This is a genomic window from Mariniflexile sp. TRM1-10 (genome assembly GCF_003425985.1).
GTDB lineage: Bacteria > Bacteroidota > Bacteroidia > Flavobacteriales > Flavobacteriaceae > Mariniflexile.
On sequence record NZ_CP022985.1, the window covers coordinates 2,466,713 to 2,484,532 of the forward strand.

17 protein-coding genes and 1 riboswitch are annotated in these 17,820 nt (G+C 35.2%); all 17 genes read left to right on the forward strand.

The window, feature by feature from the left end:
• Positions 1–7: 7 nt before the first annotated feature.
• The 17 genes from CJ739_RS10425 to CJ739_RS10505 all read left to right on the forward strand — a co-directional run bounded on the left by CJ739_RS10425 (position 8) and on the right by CJ739_RS10505 (position 17,808).
• Positions 8–418 carry an RrF2 family transcriptional regulator gene (locus tag CJ739_RS10425; protein WP_117178916.1) on the forward strand — a complete coding sequence of 137 codons (411 nt, stop codon included), beginning with the start codon at positions 8–10 and terminating at the stop codon, positions 416–418.
• Between the two features lie 100 nt (positions 419–518).
• Positions 519–782 (forward strand): DUF2061 domain-containing protein, encoded by a 264-nt coding sequence (locus tag CJ739_RS10430; protein ID WP_117175039.1) that lies wholly within the window; start codon positions 519–521, stop codon positions 780–782.
• Between the two features lie 10 nt (positions 783–792).
• Positions 793–1,413, forward strand: a complete 621-nt coding sequence (locus CJ739_RS10435; RefSeq protein WP_117175041.1) for a phosphoadenosine phosphosulfate reductase domain-containing protein — start codon at positions 793–795, stop codon at positions 1,411–1,413.
• Positions 1,414–1,522: 109 nt separating this feature from the next.
• Entirely contained in the window at positions 1,523–2,428 is a 906-nt protein-coding gene (gene cysD, locus CJ739_RS10440) for a sulfate adenylyltransferase subunit CysD (RefSeq protein ID WP_117175043.1), read from the forward strand.
• 145 nt (positions 2,429–2,573) lie between these two features.
• Complete coding sequence (locus CJ739_RS10445) at positions 2,574–3,821, forward strand: sulfate adenylyltransferase subunit 1 (protein ID WP_117175045.1); 1,248 nt, start codon at positions 2,574–2,576, stop codon at positions 3,819–3,821.
• Positions 3,822–3,912: 91 nt separating this feature from the next.
• On the forward strand, positions 3,913–6,015 hold the full coding sequence (locus tag CJ739_RS10450; protein ID WP_117175047.1) for a ferredoxin-like domain-containing protein: 2,103 nt from the start codon (positions 3,913–3,915) through the stop codon (positions 6,013–6,015).
• 9 nt (positions 6,016–6,024) lie between these two features.
• A complete protein-coding gene (gene cobA, locus CJ739_RS10455) occupies positions 6,025–6,786 on the forward strand; it encodes a uroporphyrinogen-III C-methyltransferase (protein ID WP_117175049.1) in 762 nt (253 codons plus the stop codon).
• Positions 6,787–6,800: 14 nt separating this feature from the next.
• Complete coding sequence (locus CJ739_RS10460) at positions 6,801–7,382, forward strand: precorrin-2 dehydrogenase/sirohydrochlorin ferrochelatase family protein (RefSeq protein WP_117175051.1); 582 nt, start codon at positions 6,801–6,803, stop codon at positions 7,380–7,382.
• Positions 7,383–7,395: 13 nt separating this feature from the next.
• The gene (locus tag CJ739_RS10465) at positions 7,396–8,448 is read left to right on the forward strand and encodes an NAD(P)/FAD-dependent oxidoreductase (RefSeq protein WP_117175053.1); all 1,053 of its coding nucleotides are present in this window, start codon (positions 7,396–7,398) and stop codon (positions 8,446–8,448) included.
• A gap of 70 nt (positions 8,449–8,518) precedes the next feature.
• Complete coding sequence (epsC, locus tag CJ739_RS10470; RefSeq protein ID WP_117175055.1) at positions 8,519–9,289, forward strand: serine O-acetyltransferase EpsC; 771 nt, start codon at positions 8,519–8,521, stop codon at positions 9,287–9,289.
• Complete coding sequence (gene cysM / locus CJ739_RS10475; protein ID WP_117175057.1) at positions 9,276–10,163, forward strand: cysteine synthase CysM; 888 nt, start codon at positions 9,276–9,278, stop codon at positions 10,161–10,163. Before epsC ends, cysM begins: the two co-directional genes overlap by 14 nt.
• Before the next feature lie 147 nt (positions 10,164–10,310).
• Positions 10,311–10,460, forward strand: a riboswitch (SAM riboswitch).
• Between the two features lie 51 nt (positions 10,461–10,511).
• The gene (locus tag CJ739_RS10480; protein ID WP_117175059.1) at positions 10,512–11,525 is read left to right on the forward strand and encodes a homocysteine S-methyltransferase family protein; all 1,014 of its coding nucleotides are present in this window, start codon (positions 10,512–10,514) and stop codon (positions 11,523–11,525) included.
• A 6-nt stretch (positions 11,526–11,531) separates the two neighbouring features.
• The gene (gene metH / locus CJ739_RS10485) at positions 11,532–14,207 is read left to right on the forward strand and encodes a methionine synthase (RefSeq protein ID WP_117175061.1); all 2,676 of its coding nucleotides are present in this window, start codon (positions 11,532–11,534) and stop codon (positions 14,205–14,207) included.
• Positions 14,208–14,324: 117 nt separating this feature from the next.
• Positions 14,325–14,576 (forward strand): hypothetical protein, encoded by a 252-nt coding sequence (locus tag CJ739_RS10490; protein WP_117175063.1) that lies wholly within the window; start codon positions 14,325–14,327, stop codon positions 14,574–14,576.
• Entirely contained in the window at positions 14,570–15,514 is a 945-nt protein-coding gene (locus tag CJ739_RS10495; protein WP_117175065.1) for a methylenetetrahydrofolate reductase, read from the forward strand. The genes CJ739_RS10490 and CJ739_RS10495 overlap by 7 nt, the downstream gene beginning before the upstream one ends.
• Positions 15,515–15,714: 200 nt before the next feature.
• Entirely contained in the window at positions 15,715–16,671 is a 957-nt protein-coding gene (gene metF, locus CJ739_RS10500; protein WP_117175067.1) for a methylenetetrahydrofolate reductase [NAD(P)H], read from the forward strand.
• A gap of 36 nt (positions 16,672–16,707) precedes the next feature.
• Entirely contained in the window at positions 16,708–17,808 is a 1,101-nt protein-coding gene (locus CJ739_RS10505; RefSeq protein WP_117175069.1) for an acyloxyacyl hydrolase, read from the forward strand.
• Positions 17,809–17,820 lie beyond the last annotated feature (12 nt).

Here is a 17,820-nt window from a genome sequence, read left to right on the forward strand (position 1 = left end):
TAGCAGCATGCTATCTAAAAAAACAAAATACGGATTAAAAGCGCTCACTTTCATTGCTAGAAGCGGTAGTGATGTGCCAGTACAGGTTGGAGAAATTGCCAAAGGCGAACACATACCTCAAAAATTTTTAGAAAGTATTTTGCTTACCTTACGTAAATCGGGTATTCTGGGCTCAAAAAAAGGAAAACATGGTGGCTATTATTTGAGAAAAGACCCTTCGGAAATTTTAATGACCGAGGTCATGCGTGTCCTTGAAGGTCCCATCGCGATGGTGCCTTGTGTGAGCTTGAACTTTTACGAGAAGTGTGATGATTGTCCAGACGAGCATTTATGCAGCGTTAATAAGCTCATGATTCGAGTGCGGGACAGTACACTTGAAGTATTTAAAAATACGACATTAAAGGAGTTTGTCCGTTAGGTAAAGTAAAAAAAAGTAAAAATATAGTTTGATAATTTATAAAAAGTATTAAATTTGCAATTCCTATTAAATCGATAGGATTAATATAATACTAAGTAAAATGATTGATCAAGTGTTAACAAATTCAGGTCAAAACGACAAAACTACTTATAAAACGGATGCAGCTAAAGAGAAGCCTATTAGAAGTATAGCGAAATCTATTAGTTGGAGGATAATAGGAACTTTGGACACCATGATAATTTCTTGGATCGTTACCGGAAAGTTGGATACAGCACTTTTAATTGGAGGTGTTGAAGTAATCACAAAAATGGTATTATACTTTTTTCATGAACGTATATGGAATTCAATTAAGTGGGGAAAATAAGTTGATATAGATGATAACGCAAGACAAAATAAACGAACTAAATACGCTTTTTAAAGACGCTAAGCCATCTGAAATTATCCAGAAGGCTTTTGAACTTAATAATGAAGCGGTAGTAACAACGAATTTTAGACCTTATGAGGCGGCTATTTTACATGCTGTAAGTTTGGTAGAGGCTAATATACCAGTGGTTTGGTGTGATACAGGTTATAATACACCGCAAACATACAGACATGCTGAAAAAGTAATAAAAGATTTAAACTTAAACGTTTTTTTATACGTGCCTAAACAAACATCTGCGCACAGGGATGTTGTTATGGGAATTCCAAGTGTAGATGCGCCGGAACACGTTTTGTTTACAGAGCAGGTTAAGTTGGAGCCTTTTAGACGTGCTATGGAAGAACATAAACCTAAAGTGTGGTTTACAAATTTGCGTCAAGGACAAACAGCATTTAGGGATAGTATTGGCATTTTTAGCGTAAGTAAAGATGGAGTTTTAAAAGTAAGTCCGTTTTACTATTGGTCTGATGTCGATTTAAATAAATACTTGGAAGAGAATAAATTGCCAAACGAGTTTAAATATTTCGACCCAACAAAAGCATTAGAAAACAGAGAGTGTGGTTTGCATACTTAAAAATAGTTAAAAGGTTAAAAAGTTAAAAGGAAAAAGTTTAAAAGTTGTTAATCATTGGTAATGGAAAGCCAGCAACCAACAACCAACAACTATCACCGAAATAAAGATTATGAACAAAGACACATACCATATTAATTCACTAGAGAACGAAGCGATATACATTATAAGGGAAGTAGCAGCGCAGTTTGAAAAGCCTGTATTGTTATTTTCTGGAGGAAAAGATTCTATCACCTTGGTAAGATTAGCCGTTAAAGCATTTTATCCAGCTAAGATTCCGTTTCCATTAATGCATATTGATACGGGTCATAATTTCCCGGAAACGATTGAATTTAGAGATCGATTGGTTAAGGAATTAGGCTTGGAATTAATTGTTAGAAATGTACAGGATTCTATTGATGAAGGTAAAGTAAAAGAAGAAACAGGTCGATATGCCAGTAGAAACCAGCTTCAAACCACAACGCTTTTAGATGCTATTGAAGAATTTAAATTTGATGCTTGTATAGGCGGTGCACGTCGTGATGAAGAAAAAGCAAGAGCTAAAGAACGTATTTTTTCTGTACGTGATGATTTTGGACAGTGGGATGAAAAAAACCAACGTCCAGAGTTATTTGATATGTTAAATGGGCAAATTAATTTAGGCCAAAATGTACGTTGTTTTCCTATTTCTAACTGGACTGAGTTAGACGTTTGGTCTTATATAGAACAAGAAAATATCGAAATACCTTCTATTTATTTTGCACACAAACGTAAAGTGTTCTTAAGAGACGGTATGATTTGGTCTGCTGAAGATGATGTGGTTTATAGAGATGATAACGAAGAAGTGATTGAAGAATTGGTGCGTTTCAGAACCGTAGGCGATATGAGTTGTACAGCAGCAGTCCTTTCAGATGCAACAACTATTACTAAAGTAGTTGAGGAAATCAGAGAAAGTACCATTTCAGAACGTGGAGCACGAATTGATGATAAACGTTCGGAAGCAGCCATGGAAAAACGTAAACAACAAGGGTATTTCTAAAATAGTTGATGGTTGTTTGTTATTAGTTAATGGTAACAAACGATTATAGTAAATTAAAAAATATAAAAAATAAGTTGTTGAAATTTGATAGGTTTAAATTGGTGAAAACCAACAACCAACAACCAACAACCAATAACAATATAGAATGGAAGTATTAAAAATTGCAACAGCAGGAAGTGTAGATGATGGTAAAAGCACCTTAATAGGGCGCATACTTTACGATACAAAATCATTAACTACCGATAAATTAGAAGCTATTGAAAAAACAAGTAAACAAAAAGGTTATGATTACTTGGATTTTTCGTTGGCAACCGACGGGTTAGTGGCAGAAAGAGAACAAGGTATTACCATTGATGTAGCACACATATATTTTTCAACAGGGAAGAAAAGTTACATTATAGCTGATACTCCTGGGCATGTTGAGTATACCCGTAACATGGTTACCGGGGCTTCAACATCGCAAGCATCCATTATTTTAATAGATGCCAGAAAAGGGGTTATTGAGCAAACCAATCGTCACTTTTTCATCAATAATTTATTAAGAATTAAAGATGTGGTAGTTACTATTAATAAAATGGATTTGGTTGATTATTCTGAAGAGGTTTATAACAAAATCAAAGCAGATTTCTCTGAGCTAATGAGCAAAAGAGACTACCAAGATCAAAAAATCACTTTCATTCCTGTGAGTGCTTTAAAAGGTGACAATGTTGTAAACAGGTCTGAAAATATGCCTTGGTATAAAGGAGAGTCCTTGTTAGAGCATTTAGAACAATTGGATAAAAAAGATATTTATAATGTGGGGACGCCACGTTTCCCAGTGCAGTACGTTATACGTCCAAAAACTGAAGAATTTCACGATTTTAGAGGCTATGCTGGTAAAGTATATGGTGGAGAATTAAGTGTTGGTGACAATATTTTGGTATTACCATCAAAAACACGATCTAAAATTAAAGATATTTATTTCTATAATGAGAAATATCAAACAGCTTCAAGGCGTTCTTCAGTTACTATCACTTTAGAAAATGATATTAATGTAAGCAGGGGTGATATGATTGTTTTGGAAAACGATTTACCAACCATCGATAAACAATTTACGGCAAATATTTGTTGGATGGATTCAAAACCTTTAGAAGCTGGTTCAAAATATGTGTTGCAGCATGGTGTAAACAAAGTGTTGGCTAGAGTAGAAACTATCAACCATAAAATACATCCGGATTATTCAGGTATAGAAAGAAATGTAAAAGGATTGGGTGTTAACGATATTGCTTCAGTAACCTTTAAGTTCAATAAACCACTTTTCTTTGATCAATTTAAAAATCATAGAACAAACGGGTCGTTTATTTTAATCGATACGCAATCAAATAACACGGTTGGAGCAGGTTTCATCCAATAAACAAACAAAAGTTAAAAAGTTTGAAAGAGAAAAGTTAAAAGCCATTTACTTTTCAACTTTAAAAACTTTCAACATTAAAACTTAAAAAGAAATGCAAACTTTTAGAACAGAAATAGAAAATCCAGTTGTTGAAAAAGAGATTTTAGAATTATCTAAAAAAATTGAGTTATTCAACACAGGAAAGATTGATGAAGAAAAATTTAGAAGTCTTCGTTTAGCTCGTGGTATTTACGGTCAGCGTCAAGAAGGCGTGCAAATGATTCGTATTAAATTACCTTACGGAAAAGTGAAGAGTAATCAATTGCGAAGAATATCGGACGTGTCTGATGAATATTCTCGTGGTCGTTTACATATTACTACTCGTCAAGATATTCAAATTCACTATGTCGATTTAAATAGAACACCAGAGCTTTGGTCGGAGTTAGATAAAGACGATATTACATTAAGGGAAGCTTGTGGGAACACAGTTCGTAATGTAACCGCTTCCGAATTGGCTGGGATTGATGTTAACGAACCTTTCGATGTGTCGCCGTATGCCGATGCGTTATTTCGTTTCTTCTTAAGAAATCCTATTTGTCAGGAAATGGGACGTAAGTTTAAAGTGTCTTTTTCATCTTCCGATGAAGATACTGGGCTTTCATACATGCACGATTTAGGTTTTATAGCTAAAGTTGAAAATGGTGTTCGCGGATTTAAAGTGATGATTGGTGGTGGCTTAGGCTCGCAACCACGTCATGCAGACGCATTGTATAGCTTTTTGCCTTCAGATAAAATTATTCCGTTAATGGAAGGTGTGGTACGTGTTTTTGATCGTTATGGTGAACGTAAAAGTCGTGCTAAAGCAAGAATGAAATTCTTAATAAAAGACATCGGTTTAGATGCTTTTAAAGAATTGGTAGAAGCAGAACAAAAAGCGATTGAATTTAAAACAGTAGCTATTGATGCAGATGCGTATGTAGCTTCAAAACCAGTTTCAGTTGAAGCACCTCAAGTAGAAATTAAAGATCAAGGTGCTTTCGAATTATGGAAAGTTACGAACTTAATTCCTCAAAAACAGGAAGGTTATGTTGCTATTGGTATTAAAGTACTGTTAGGGGATTTTTATACGGATAAAGCACGTTTGTTAGCTGATTTAGTTGAAAAATATGCCGCAGGAGAAATTCGTTTATCATTACGTCAAAACATAGTCATTCCGTTTGTAAAAGAGGATTTAGTGCCGTTTTTCTACACCGAATTGGAAAAATTAGGCTTTACGGAAGCAGGATATAATAAAGCGGTAGATATCACAGCATGTCCAGGAACGGATACTTGTAATTTAGGTATTGCAAGTAGTACTGGTATTGCCGATGAGTTGGAACGCGTCATCAAAGCAGAGTACCCACAGTATTTGAAAAATGATGATGTTGTTATAAAAATTAGTGGTTGTATGAATGCTTGTGGACAACACAATATGGCAAATATCGGTTTTCAAGGCATGTCGGTTCGTACGCCAGATAAATTAGTAGCACCAGCTTTACAAGTGTTATTAGGTGGCGGAAATTTAGGTGATGGAAACGGTTTGTTTGCCGATAAAGTAGTAAAAGTGCCAAGTAGAAGAGGCCCAGAAGCATTGCGCAGAATTTTAAATGATTATGAAGCAAATGCCGAGGGAAAATCGTTTGTAGAATACTATAAAGTAACTGGTGATAGATATTTTTATGATTTATTAAACGACCTTCAAGATGTTTCAAACTTAACCCAAGAAGATTTTATCGATTGGGGTACTGAAGAGAAATATGAGAAAGAGATTGGGATTGGCGAATGTGCGGGTGTTGTTATTGATTTAATTGCTACTTTATTTTTAGAGAGTGAAGAGAAAATTGAAAACGCACAAAACTCATTCAACGATAAAGTGTATTCAAGCGCTATTTATCATGCATATAGCTCGTTGGTAAACTCAGCAAAAGCGATGTTATTGGCAGAAAACAAAAGTACTAATACACATGCAGGTATTGTAAGTCAGTTTGATGAATTATTTGTTGCAAGTGGTAAGCTAAATTTAGGCACCTCTTTTTCAGAATTAATCTATCAAATTAATAAAAATGCTCCTACTGAAGCGTTTGCAGCTGAATATATAAACAGTGCCAACCAGTTTTTGGAAAAAGTAAGAGCCTTTAGAGAAGCTGATACGAAGCTAGAGAATAAAGCGGTTTAAAAAGAGAAAATGAATTCAAAAACCCCAAAATTAACGGTAGTAGGCGCAGGCCCAGGTGATGTGGAATTAATTACGCTTAAAGCAATTAAGGCCATTGAATCGGCAAATGTCATTTTGTACGATGCGCTTATAAACGAAGAGCTTCTTAAGTACGCTTCACAAGATGCAGAGCTTATTTTTGTGGGGAAACGTAAGGGTTGTTATGCCTTTCAGCAAGAGCAAATAAACGAACTCATTGTATCAAAAGCCAAAGAAAAAGGGCATGTAGTTCGCTTAAAAGGTGGTGATCCTTTTGTTTTCGGTCGTGGTGCTGAAGAGATAGATTATGTAAGACAATTTGGTTTGGAAACCTTTGTGGTACCGGGAATCTCATCAGCCATTGCAGTGCCAGCATACCAAGGCATTCCGTTAACAAAACGTGGCGCTTCTGAAAGTTTTTGGGTAATAACAGGAACTACTAAAGCACATCAACTGTCTGGTGATGTGGCTATTGCGGCAAAATCAACCGCAACGGTTGTTATCTTGATGGGAATGAGTAAATTAGATGAAATTGTTCGGATTTTTTCAGCAGAAAACAAACAAGATACACCTATAGCTATCATTCAGGAAGGTACTACCGAAAATGAAAAGTTTGGTTTTGGGACTATCAGTACGATCAGTAAAGTAGTTGAAGAAAAGCAACTGGCAAACCCAGCAATTATTGTTATTGGCGATGTTGTAAAAGAACGCGTTCAATTAACATCCATTTATAAAGAATTAAACAAAGCATAGCCCTGGGCTTAATTATGGAAAGGAATAATTTATATCCTATTTTTTTAAAGCTGAACAGTCTTAATGTGCTTATTGTTGGTGGAGGTCATGTAGCTGAAGAAAAATTAACCTTTTTGTTAAAGTCCAGTCCAGATGCTAAAGTAACTATGGTGTCGCCTATGTTTAGAGAAGGTACTGTAGAGCTAGCAAAAAAAGGCGATGTTAAGTTGATAAAAAGACGCTATAGTAAACGCTATTTAAAAGGAAAGCACATCGTTATAGCAACAACCAATGTGCCTAGTGTGAATGTAAAAGTGCATAAGCATTGCCGTAAGCGTAGTATTTTAGTAAATGTTGCCGATAACCCACCATATTGTGATTTTTATATGGGTGGTATTGTAACAAAAGGGAATGTGAAAGTAGCGATTTCAACCAATGGAAAATCGCCAACAACTGCCAAACGTTTGCGTCAGTTTTTTGAAGATGTCATTCCAGAAAATGTAGACGATTTGGTTAAAAATTTAAATGAATATAGAAAAACAATAAAAGGTGATTTTGAACAAAAGGTGGAAACACTTAATGAATTTACCAAAGGATTAATTGAGAAAAAAGAGTAAAAAGAGTTGTAAAATGATTAAAACAGATATACTTATAATAGGTGCTGGACCAACAGGATTGTTCACGGTTTTTGAAGCAGGATTGTTAAAACTTAAATGCCATTTAATTGATGCATTACCACAACCAGGCGGACAATGTTCAGAAATTTATCCTAAAAAACCTATTTACGATATACCAGGATTTCCTGAAATACTAGCGGGCGATTTAACTAGAAACTTGTTAGAACAAGGAAAACAATTTGAACCAGGATTTACCTTAGGAGAGCGTGCGGAAACTATTGACAAATTAGAAGACGGTACTTTTATTGTAACGACCAATAAAGGCACCAAACATCATGCGCCTGTGATAGCTATTGCTGGTGGATTGGGCTCTTTTGAACCAAGAAAACCAGGATTGGACAACCTAGATATTTATGAAGATAATGGTTTGGAATACTTCATTAAAGACCCAGAAGTATATAGAGATAAACGAGTAGTGATTTCTGGTGGAGGAGACTCTGCTTTAGATTGGAGTATCTTTTTGGCCGATGTCGCTTCGGAAGTAACCTTAATTCACAGAAGAAACGAATTTAGAGGTGCTTTGGATTCTGTTGAAAAAGTAGGTGAATTAAAAGATTTAGGAAAAATAAATTTAATAACACCTGCCGAAGTTACAGAACTACATGGCAATGGCAAAATTGAAGCACTAACCGTTAACAAAGATGGTGAAGATTTCCAATTAGAAACCGACCATTTCATTCCATTATTTGGATTATCTCCAAAATTAGGCCCTATTGCCGACTGGGGATTGGAAATTGAAAAAAACGCCATAAAAGTTGATAACTCATTAAATTATCAAACCAACATACCGGGTATTTTTGCCATAGGAGACGTTAATACCTACCCGGAAAAATTAAAACTAATTCTTTGTGGATTCCATGAGGCAACTTTAATGTGTCAAGCAGCATACAGAATTATCAATCCAGGTAAAAAGTATGTATTGAAATATACAACGGTGAGTGGTATTGATGGTTTTGACGGTACTCGAAAAGAAGCACCTAAAGCCGTAGTGCAATCTATTCAGTAAAAAAGCCTTTTATTGTTGTAAATTTCAACATGGAAGAACGACAACCAATAGACAATTAAAAGTATTTGATATGGATCCATGCCAAGAACTAAATGATAAACTGATTCAAAAGAAATATAATGTTCGTTTAAAAGATGTTGTAAAAACATTTACAAAACGATTGTTTTATTATGTATTTGATGAACATGAAAACGAGCTTCAATCTTTAAAGAAAACCTTTTTAGAGATATCCAATAATTTGGATATAAATGATGGTGAAACCATCTGGAAAGAATTTCAGGGCAAGTTTCAAGGCATTCGGGCTAAACTGGATTTAGATGCTATTGCTGTGGTTAATTTTGACCCTGCTACCAAAAGTTTAGAAGAGGTTTATTTGGCATGCCCAGGATTTTATGCTATTTCTATTTATCGTTTAAGTCACGAGTTGTATGTGCAGAATGTGCCAATTATCCCTAGAATGATGAGTGAATATGTGCATGGTATTACAGGTATCGATATTCATCCAGGAGCTACCATTGGCGATTCATTTTTTGTGGATCATGGAACAGGAATTGTTATTGGTGAAACCTCTGTTATAAAAAATAATGTAAAAATTTTCCAAGGCGTTACTTTGGGAGGTATTCAGGTCAAAAAAAGCCTAGAATCTACCAAACGTCACCCGACTATTGAAGATAATGTGACTATTTATGCCAATGCGACCATTTTAGGTGGTGATATCGTCATAGGGACGAATAGTACCATTGGAGCCAATGTTTGGATTACCCAATCGGTTCCAGAAAACTCATTGGTTACGTATCAAACGGAAATTAAAATTAGGCCAAAGAAAAATGGAATACGCTAGTATTACAGACCAAATAGGCAATACACCTTTGGTTGAAGCAAGTCATATCATTCAAAATAAAAAGGTAAAGCTATTATTAAAACTTGAAGGCGATAACCCAGGTGGGAGTGTTAAAGATCGTGCGGCTTTTAATATGATATCTGAAGCTTTAAAGCGTGGAGACATTAACCAAGGAGGAACTTTAGTTGAAGCAACAAGTGGCAATACAGGCATCGCATTGGCATTTATAGCAAAATTATTAGGTTTGAATATGGTCTTGGTGATGCCCGAAAACTCAACTGAAGAGCGTGTTAAAACCATGCGAGCGTATGGCGCTGAGGTTATTTTAACACCTGCTGATATTGGTATTGAAGGTTCTAGAGATGTTGCTTTTCAACTACGGGATGAGAAAGGCTATTTTCTTTTAAATCAGTTTGAAAATGACGACAACTGGAAAGCACATTATAAAGCCACTGGTCCAGAAATTTGGAGAGATACACAAGGTGAAGTCACTCATTTTGTGTCGGCAATGGGAACCACGGGAACTATTATGGGCGTTTCAACCTATTTAAAAGAGAAAAATAAAAACATTACTATAGTTGGGGCACAACCTGATGATGGTTCTAAAATTCCTGGTATAAGAAAATGGTCGCCAGAATATGTGCCTAAATTTTTTGATAGATCGAAAGTAGATATCGTTATTGAAGTAACGGAAGATGAAGCAAAAACCATGACCCAACGGTTAGCAAAAGAAGAAGGCATTTTTGCAGGTATGAGTAGTGGTGGTGCCGTTTTTACAGCTTTAAAATTAGCAGAAACTTTAGAGAGCGGCGTTATTGTTGCCATTATTTGCGATAGAGGCGACAGGTATTTGTCATCACCATTATTTGAATAAAATCAGCCGATTTTCATCAAATTAGTGTAAAATCGCCAATAGAAAGAAGTTTGCGTAAGCACGCACTAATAAAAACAATTAATATTAACTTATGAATTTAAAAAAATGTGTGGTACTTTTGCCCACTAGTTCATAAACGTATTAACAGTGTTATCAAGAAAGGTAGAGGGAATAGACCCGTTGAAGCCTTGGCAACCCTTTACTTGTCCTGATGGTGGCTATCAGGATCCTAAAGAAGGTGCTACGTTCTACTGCTTGTCCTGAATTTATTTCAGGAACTATTCAGAAAGATAACGGAAAGTGTTTCTTTTACTTTTCTTGATGACATTCAGATATAAAAAAATCAATATGTCAAACATAAAACAAGCTTTACAAGACCGTATTTTAGTGCTCGATGGTGCTATGGGAACGATGCTTCAACAATATAAATTTACTGAAGAAGATTTTAGAGGCGAACGCTTTAAAGACTATCCAACACCATTACAAGGCAATAATGATTTGTTGTCTCTTACACAACCAGAGGCTATTAAAACGATTCATGCTAAATATTTTGAAGCAGGTGCGGATATTGTAGAAACCAATACATTTTCGGGAACAACGATTGCTATGGCAGATTATCAAATGGAAGATTTGGTATATGAGCTTAATTACCAATCGGCTAAAATAGCAAAAGAGGTTGCAGATGAATTTACCAAAAAAGAACCTCATAAACCACGTTTTGTGGCAGGTTCTATTGGGCCAACAAACCGTACAGCTAGTATGTCACCTGATGTAAACGATCCTGGTTACAGAGCGGTCACTTTTGATGAGTTGCGTATTGCATATAAACAACAAGTGGAAGCTTTGTTAGATGGTGGAGTCGATTTATTGTTGGTTGAAACCGTGTTTGATACGTTGAACGCCAAAGCAGCATTATTTGCGATAGAAGAAGTTAAGGAAGAACGCCATATTGATGTGCCTATTATGCTAAGTGGTACGATTACCGATGCGTCTGGTAGAACATTGTCGGGACAGACTGCCGAGGCATTTTTAATCTCGGTGTCGCATATTCCACTATTATCTATTGGGTTTAATTGTGCTTTAGGAGCTAATTTGTTACAGCCCCATTTAGAAGCCATAGCCAATAAAACAGACTTTGCTATTTCTGCACATCCCAATGCTGGTTTGCCAAATGCTTTTGGTGAATACGATGAATCTCCAGAAGAAATGGGAGAACAAATAGAAGAGTATTTAAAAAAGAATTTAATAAATATCATTGGCGGTTGTTGTGGTACAACGCCAGAGCATATAAGAACTATTGCAAACTTAGCTGCAAAGTATAAACCTCGCCGTCATGCCGAACTTGTTTCAGCATCACACTAAATAAAGATGGAAATAAAACAAACAAAATATATGAAATTGTCGGGTTTGGAACCTTTGGTTTTAAACGAAAACAGCAATTTCATAAACGTTGGTGAGCGTACTAATGTAGCTGGTTCCAGAAAGTTTTTAAGACTTATTAAAGACGAACAATTTGATGAAGCCTTAGATATTGCACGTCATCAAGTAGACGGAGGTGCACAAATTATCGATATTAATATGGATGACGGACTTATAGACGGTAAAGAGTCTATGGTACGTTTTCTAAATCTAATTGCTGCCGAACCCGATATTTCCAGAGTGCCTATTATGATAGATAGCTCTAAATGGGAAATCATTGAAGCCGGTTTGCAAGTCGTACAAGGTAAATGTGTTGTGAATTCTATTTCCTTAAAGGAAGGCGAAGACAAATTTATTTGGGAAGCCAAACAGATAAAACGTTACGGTGCTGCCGTTGTAGTTATGGCGTTTGATGAGGTTGGACAAGCCGATAATTACGAACGTCGATTAGAAATATGTAAACGTTCATATGATATCTTAGTTAATAAAGTAGGCTTTCCTTCCGAAGATATTATTTTCGATTTAAACATATTTCCTGTAGCAACAGGAATGGATGAACACCGTAGAAATGCCATCGATTTTATTGAAGCCACACGTTGGGTACGTCAAAATTTACCAAATGTAAGCGTCAGTGGTGGTGTGAGTAACGTGTCGTTTTCGTTTAGAGGAAATGATGGAGTTCGTGAAGCGATGCACTCAGTGTTTTTATATTATGCCATTCAAGCGGGTATGAATATGGGTATTGTAAACCCGTCGCTTTTAGAGGTGTACGATGATATTCCAAAAGATTTATTGGAGCATGTTGAAGATGTTATTTTAGACAGACGTGACGATGCTACAGAACGTTTATTGGACTTTGCGGAAACCGTAAAAGGTTCTAAAGTAGAAAAAGGAGTTGATTTATCTTGGCGAGAAAATTCGATTCAAGACAGAATCACTCATGCATTAGTGAAAGGTATTGATGCGTTTATCATTGAAGATGTAGAAGCTGCTAGATTGCAAGCCGAAAAACCTATAGATGTTATTGAAGGTCATTTGATGATTGGAATGAACGTGGTAGGCGATTTGTTTGGAGCAGGAAAAATGTTCTTGCCACAGGTTGTAAAATCGGCACGTGTAATGAAAAAAGCCGTTGGTTATTTAAATCCGTTTATTGAAGCCGAAAAAGGTGAGTTTCAACAAGCTATTGGTAAGGTGTTGATGGCAACAGTAAAAGGCGATGTACATGATATTGGTAAAAATATTGTAAGTGTTGTTTTAGCATGTAACAATTACGAAATAGTCGATTTAGGGGTTATGGTACCACCTGAAAAAATTATATCTGAGGCAAAAGCACATAATGTAGACGTTATTGGATTATCTGGACTAATCACGCCATCTCTTGATGAAATGGTGTATTTGGCAAAAGAAATGGAACGTCAAAATTTCAGTTTGCCTTTGCTTATTGGAGGAGCAACCACATCAAAAGCACATACAGCTGTAAAGATTGACCCGCAGTATAAAAATGCAGTGGTTCATGTGAACGACGCATCTAGAGCTGTAACCGTTGTGGGTGATTTACTGAATAAAAAAACAGCCAATGCGTATGTCGCAAACTTGAAAAAGGATTATGATGAATTTCGTACCAAGTTTTTAAAACGAGGAAAAGAGAAATCATATATTTCAATAAATGAAGCCCGAAAAAGAAAGTTTAAAATTGATTGGCAAACATCAGAAATTGTAAAGCCAAACGAATTGGGTATTCAGGTTCTAAAGCAATTAAGCCTAAAAGAATTGGAGCCTTATATAGACTGGAGTCCGTTTTTTAGAAGTTGGGATTTGCATGGCAAGTTTCCAGATATTTTAACAGACAATGTTGTTGGCGAACAAGCTACCATTATGTATAATGAAGCGCAAGCCATGATAAAAGAAATTATCGCGAAACAATCATTAAAGCCTAGAGCAGTTTTTGGCTTGTTTGAAGCAAATACTATCAATCATGACGATATTTCCGTTCAGAAAAAAGGAAAGGAAATAGCTGTTTTTAGAACCTTGCGTCAGCAATTAAGTAAAAGAGAAGGGATTCCAAACATTGCTTTAGCCGATTTTATTGCGCCAAAAGACACGGGGAAAACCGATTATATGGGGGCATTTTGTGTGGCTATTTTTGGTGCACAGGAGCTAGCCGATAGTTATAGAGCCAAAGAAGACGATTATAATGCGATTATGGCGCAAGCCATTGCCGATAGGTTTGCAGAAGCTTTAGCCGAATATTTACACAAACAAGTACGAACTAAACACTGGGGGTATGATGCTAATGAAATGCTTTCAAATGATGATTTGATTAAAGAAAGCTACAAAGGGATTCGTCCAGCACCAGGGTATCCAGCATGTCCAGACCATTTAGAAAAGGAAACGATTTGGAGTTTATTGGATGTTGAAAAAATTATTGGTGTCCAATTAACCGAAAGTTTAGCAATGTGGCCAGCCGCAGCGGTTTCGGGTTATTATTTTGGAAACCCGGAAGCAAAGTATTTTGGTTTAGGGAAAATAACAGATGATCAAGTAACAGATTATGCAGTACGTAAAGGCATCACAAAGGAAAAAGCTAGAAAATGGTTGCATCCTACTATTGCAGATGAATAATAAGGCCCACTTAGCCTCCCCATTTCGACTGCGCTCAATGCAGGCTTGGGGAGGAACTGTTGCGGTTTAGACCTCACAGGTTTTAAAAACCTGTGAGGTCTGGTAAAAAAAAACGATATGAAAGATAAATTTATTGAACTAACATTGGGTAGTTATATTATTTCCCATGGCTATAATGCTAAGAATAAAGAAATGATGGAACCTATTCCTTCGGAAAACTTTGTAAAAAAATTAGTGCCTATTTCCAGGATAAAATCGGTTAGTGAGAAATATATTTTAACAGATTATGTTGATGGTAGATGGATTTATTGGGAATATGAAGAAGACTATAATGAGTTAAAAAAAATATTAGTTTCACAGGAATGTTAGAAAATAAAATTAATAACAGAAAGTCTGGAGTTTTACTTTATGGATTAACTCCTCCGAAGCTAAATACAGAAGAGCATAAAATCAAAGCCATTGCCGATAAACAAATTGAACGTATCAGTGTATTAGAAATTGATGGTTTAGTGTTGTATGATATTCAAGATGAGTCTTCTAGAAATGACAAGCCAAGACCATTTCCTTTTATGGATACATTAAGCCCGGAAATTTACAATACAACTTACTTAAGAGAGTTAAACCTTCCCAAAATAATATATAAAAGTGTTGGCAAATATTCGGTAAATGAACTTAATGCATGGATTAATGAATATGCTAAAAACATTGACTATTCTGTGTTTGTTGGAACACCATCAAACAGGCTTAAGTCCAATTTATCATTAAATGAAGCCTATCATATTAATAAAAATTCGGTTAATTCAATTAGATTGGGAGGTGTTATAATTCCTGAGCGTCATTATAAAAAAAATGATGAGCATATTAGATTATTTAATAAAATAGATAAGGGATGTCATTTTTTTATTTCTCAGTGTGTTTACAACATTGATAATACTAAAAATTTTCTTTCAGATTATTATTATAGTTCTTTAGATAATAATAGAGAATTACATACAATTATATTTACATTAACGCCATGTGGTTCTTTAAAAACAATGGAGTTTATGGAATGGTTGGGAATTGATATCCCAAAATGGTTGAAAAACGATTTAAAACACTCAAAGGATATTCTTTTAAAATCGATTGAAATATGTAAAACTATTGCGGAAGAATTATTGAATTATTGTAAAGATAAGAATATACCAATTGGATTTAATATAGAAAGTGTTTCAATACGAAAAGCAGAAATTGATGCTTCAATTGAGTTACTTAAAGAAGTTAAAGTGTTGATGAATAAATATCAATATTCTGCTATAGTATGTGAATAAGAATATTATGTTTGTGTTAGGATTGCTCATATTATTATTTTAAAACGTGATGCTTTACATTTGCAGTGGAAAGCCAATAACTAGTGGGAGTGGTAACGCCTAAAACTATTAAAAGTCGTAGGGATTTATTCGTGTATTTGTGGCGAATTAAAATAAGAATTAATATTAAAAAAGATTCCTGCCTTCGCAGGAAATGGGAAATGAAAGTAACAGATCACATAAAAAAAGCCAACGGAAAAACATTATTCTCTTTTGAAGTGGTACCGCCTCAAAAAGGCAAAAATATTCAGGATTTATATAATAATATTGATCCGTTAATGGAGTTTAATCCACCGTTTATTGATGTAACGACCTCTAGAGAAGAATATGTGTATGTTGATAAGGGCAACGGACTTTTGGATAAACGTATTACGCGTTTACGTCCGGGAACCGTTGGTATTTGTGCTTCTATTATGCATAAATATAAGGTAGATGCTATTCCGCATTTGTTATGTGGTGGTTTTACTAAAGAGGAAACCGAATATGTTTTGGTAGATTGTCACTATTTAGGTATTGATAACGTGGTGGCATTGCGTGGTGATTCTAGGAAAGATGAACCTTATTTTGTTCCTACCAAAGGCGGAAATGCTTATGCAAGCGAATTGGTACAACAAATCACGAACTTAAACAATGGTAAATATTTGCACGATGAGATAGAGGTTGAACACAATTACGATTTTTGTATTGGTGTAGCTGGTTACCCAGAAAAGCACATGGAAGCACCTTCTTTTAATTCCGATTTAAAGCGTTTAAAAGAAAAGGTAGATGCTGGTGCCGATTATGTTGTGACACAAATGTTTTTTGATAATAAAAAGTATTTTGACTTTGTAGAAAGAGCTAGGGAAATTGGTATTACGGTGCCTATTATTCCAGGCATTAAGCCACTTGCTATTAAACGTCACTTACAAATTTTACCACAGGTTTTTAAAATAGACTTACCCGAAGAGCTTATTGAAGCGGTTGAGGCTTGCAAAGACAATATTGCTGTAAGGCAAGTAGGTATTGAGTTTGCTATTCAGCAATCTAAAGAATTGAAAGCAGCAGGTGTGCCGTTTTTACATTATTACTCTATGGGTAAAAGCGATAATATAAAAGCGATTGCATCGGAGTTATTTTAATTAATCTGTTACTTTTGCGTAACAGCAAATCTTTTAATGAAGCACTTTTTAACCTACACCTTTTTAATAGTAACGCTTTTTGTTTTTTCACAAGAAAAACAACATACATCTTACTTAGATGTTAACTATTTTAGAGGTAATATTGCATTACATAATAACGATATTCTGCATTTAATTAATGGGCATCCCGAAGGTTATATATTAAGTTGGAATAAAAAAACCTATGGTTTTAATGCTTGGGAGCAACGTTATAATTATCCCGATTATGGTGTGACTTACATTTACCAAAACCTAAAAAATGAGGTTTTAGGTAGTAGCGCATCCCTTTATGCACATTATAATTTCTATTTTTTAAATCGGAATTTAATGTTCAGAATCGGGCAAGGTATTGGGTACACTCCAAATCCATACGATAAAAAAGAAAATTATAGAAACATTGCTTTTGGTACTCATTTATTAAGTAGTACCATGATAATGCTTAATTACAAAAAGGAACGAATCATTGGTGACTTTGGATTACAAGCGGGCTTTTCGCTAATTCATTATTCAAATGCAAATGTGAAAGCGCCAAATACAAGCGTTAATACCATTGCTTTTAATTTGGGTGTGACCTATAATCTAGATGCCGAAGAACCTGAATATATTACAACCATAGCAGATGGTGAAAAGGAAAAATTTACCCAGCCTATAAAATATAATGTTGTTTTTAGAGGTGGTGTTAACGAAAGCGATGTCGTTGGTAGTGGTCAATTTCCGTTTTATATCGTTTCAGCTTATGCCGATAAACGTATTAATATTAAAAGTGCACTGCAATTAGGAACCGATGTGTTTTTTTCAAACTTTTTAAAAGAATATATTCATTATAGATCGGTGTCTTATCCTGAAGAGCCCACAACAGGAAATGAAGACCATAAACGTGTTGGTGTTTTTGCTGGTCACGAACTGTTTGTTAACAAAACGTCATTGATTACACAATTAGGATATTATGTGTATTATCCATTCGATTTTGAAGGAAGAACCTATTTCAGAATCGGTTTAAAGCGTTATATTAACGAAAAGTGGTTTGGTGCGCTAACTTTAAAATCGCATGGAGCAAAAGCGGAAGCTGTTGAATTAGGAATAGGTGTAAGATTATAATCATTCCTGCGT

Coding starts and splice junctions, on each gene's coding strand:
- CJ739_RS10425 (WP_117178916.1), top strand. CDS start 8: ATGCTATCTAAAAAAACAAAATACGGATTAAAAGCGCTCACTTTCATT.
- CJ739_RS10430 (WP_117175039.1), top strand. CDS start 519: ATGATTGATCAAGTGTTAACAAATTCAGGTCAAAACGACAAAACTACT.
- CJ739_RS10435 (WP_117175041.1), top strand. CDS start 793: ATGATAACGCAAGACAAAATAAACGAACTAAATACGCTTTTTAAAGAC.
- cysD (WP_117175043.1), top strand. CDS start 1,523: ATGAACAAAGACACATACCATATTAATTCACTAGAGAACGAAGCGATA.
- CJ739_RS10445 (WP_117175045.1), top strand. CDS start 2,574: ATGGAAGTATTAAAAATTGCAACAGCAGGAAGTGTAGATGATGGTAAA.
- CJ739_RS10450 (WP_117175047.1), top strand. CDS start 3,913: ATGCAAACTTTTAGAACAGAAATAGAAAATCCAGTTGTTGAAAAAGAG.
- cobA (WP_117175049.1), top strand. CDS start 6,025: ATGAATTCAAAAACCCCAAAATTAACGGTAGTAGGCGCAGGCCCAGGT.
- CJ739_RS10460 (WP_117175051.1), top strand. CDS start 6,801: ATGGAAAGGAATAATTTATATCCTATTTTTTTAAAGCTGAACAGTCTT.
- CJ739_RS10465 (WP_117175053.1), top strand. CDS start 7,396: ATGATTAAAACAGATATACTTATAATAGGTGCTGGACCAACAGGATTG.
- epsC (WP_117175055.1), top strand. CDS start 8,519: ATGGATCCATGCCAAGAACTAAATGATAAACTGATTCAAAAGAAATAT.
- cysM (WP_117175057.1), top strand. CDS start 9,276: ATGGAATACGCTAGTATTACAGACCAAATAGGCAATACACCTTTGGTT.
- CJ739_RS10480 (WP_117175059.1), top strand. CDS start 10,512: ATGTCAAACATAAAACAAGCTTTACAAGACCGTATTTTAGTGCTCGAT.
- metH (WP_117175061.1), top strand. CDS start 11,532: ATGGAAATAAAACAAACAAAATATATGAAATTGTCGGGTTTGGAACCT.
- CJ739_RS10490 (WP_117175063.1), top strand. CDS start 14,325: ATGAAAGATAAATTTATTGAACTAACATTGGGTAGTTATATTATTTCC.
- CJ739_RS10495 (WP_117175065.1), top strand. CDS start 14,570: ATGTTAGAAAATAAAATTAATAACAGAAAGTCTGGAGTTTTACTTTAT.
- metF (WP_117175067.1), top strand. CDS start 15,715: ATGAAAGTAACAGATCACATAAAAAAAGCCAACGGAAAAACATTATTC.
- CJ739_RS10505 (WP_117175069.1), top strand. CDS start 16,708: ATGAAGCACTTTTTAACCTACACCTTTTTAATAGTAACGCTTTTTGTT.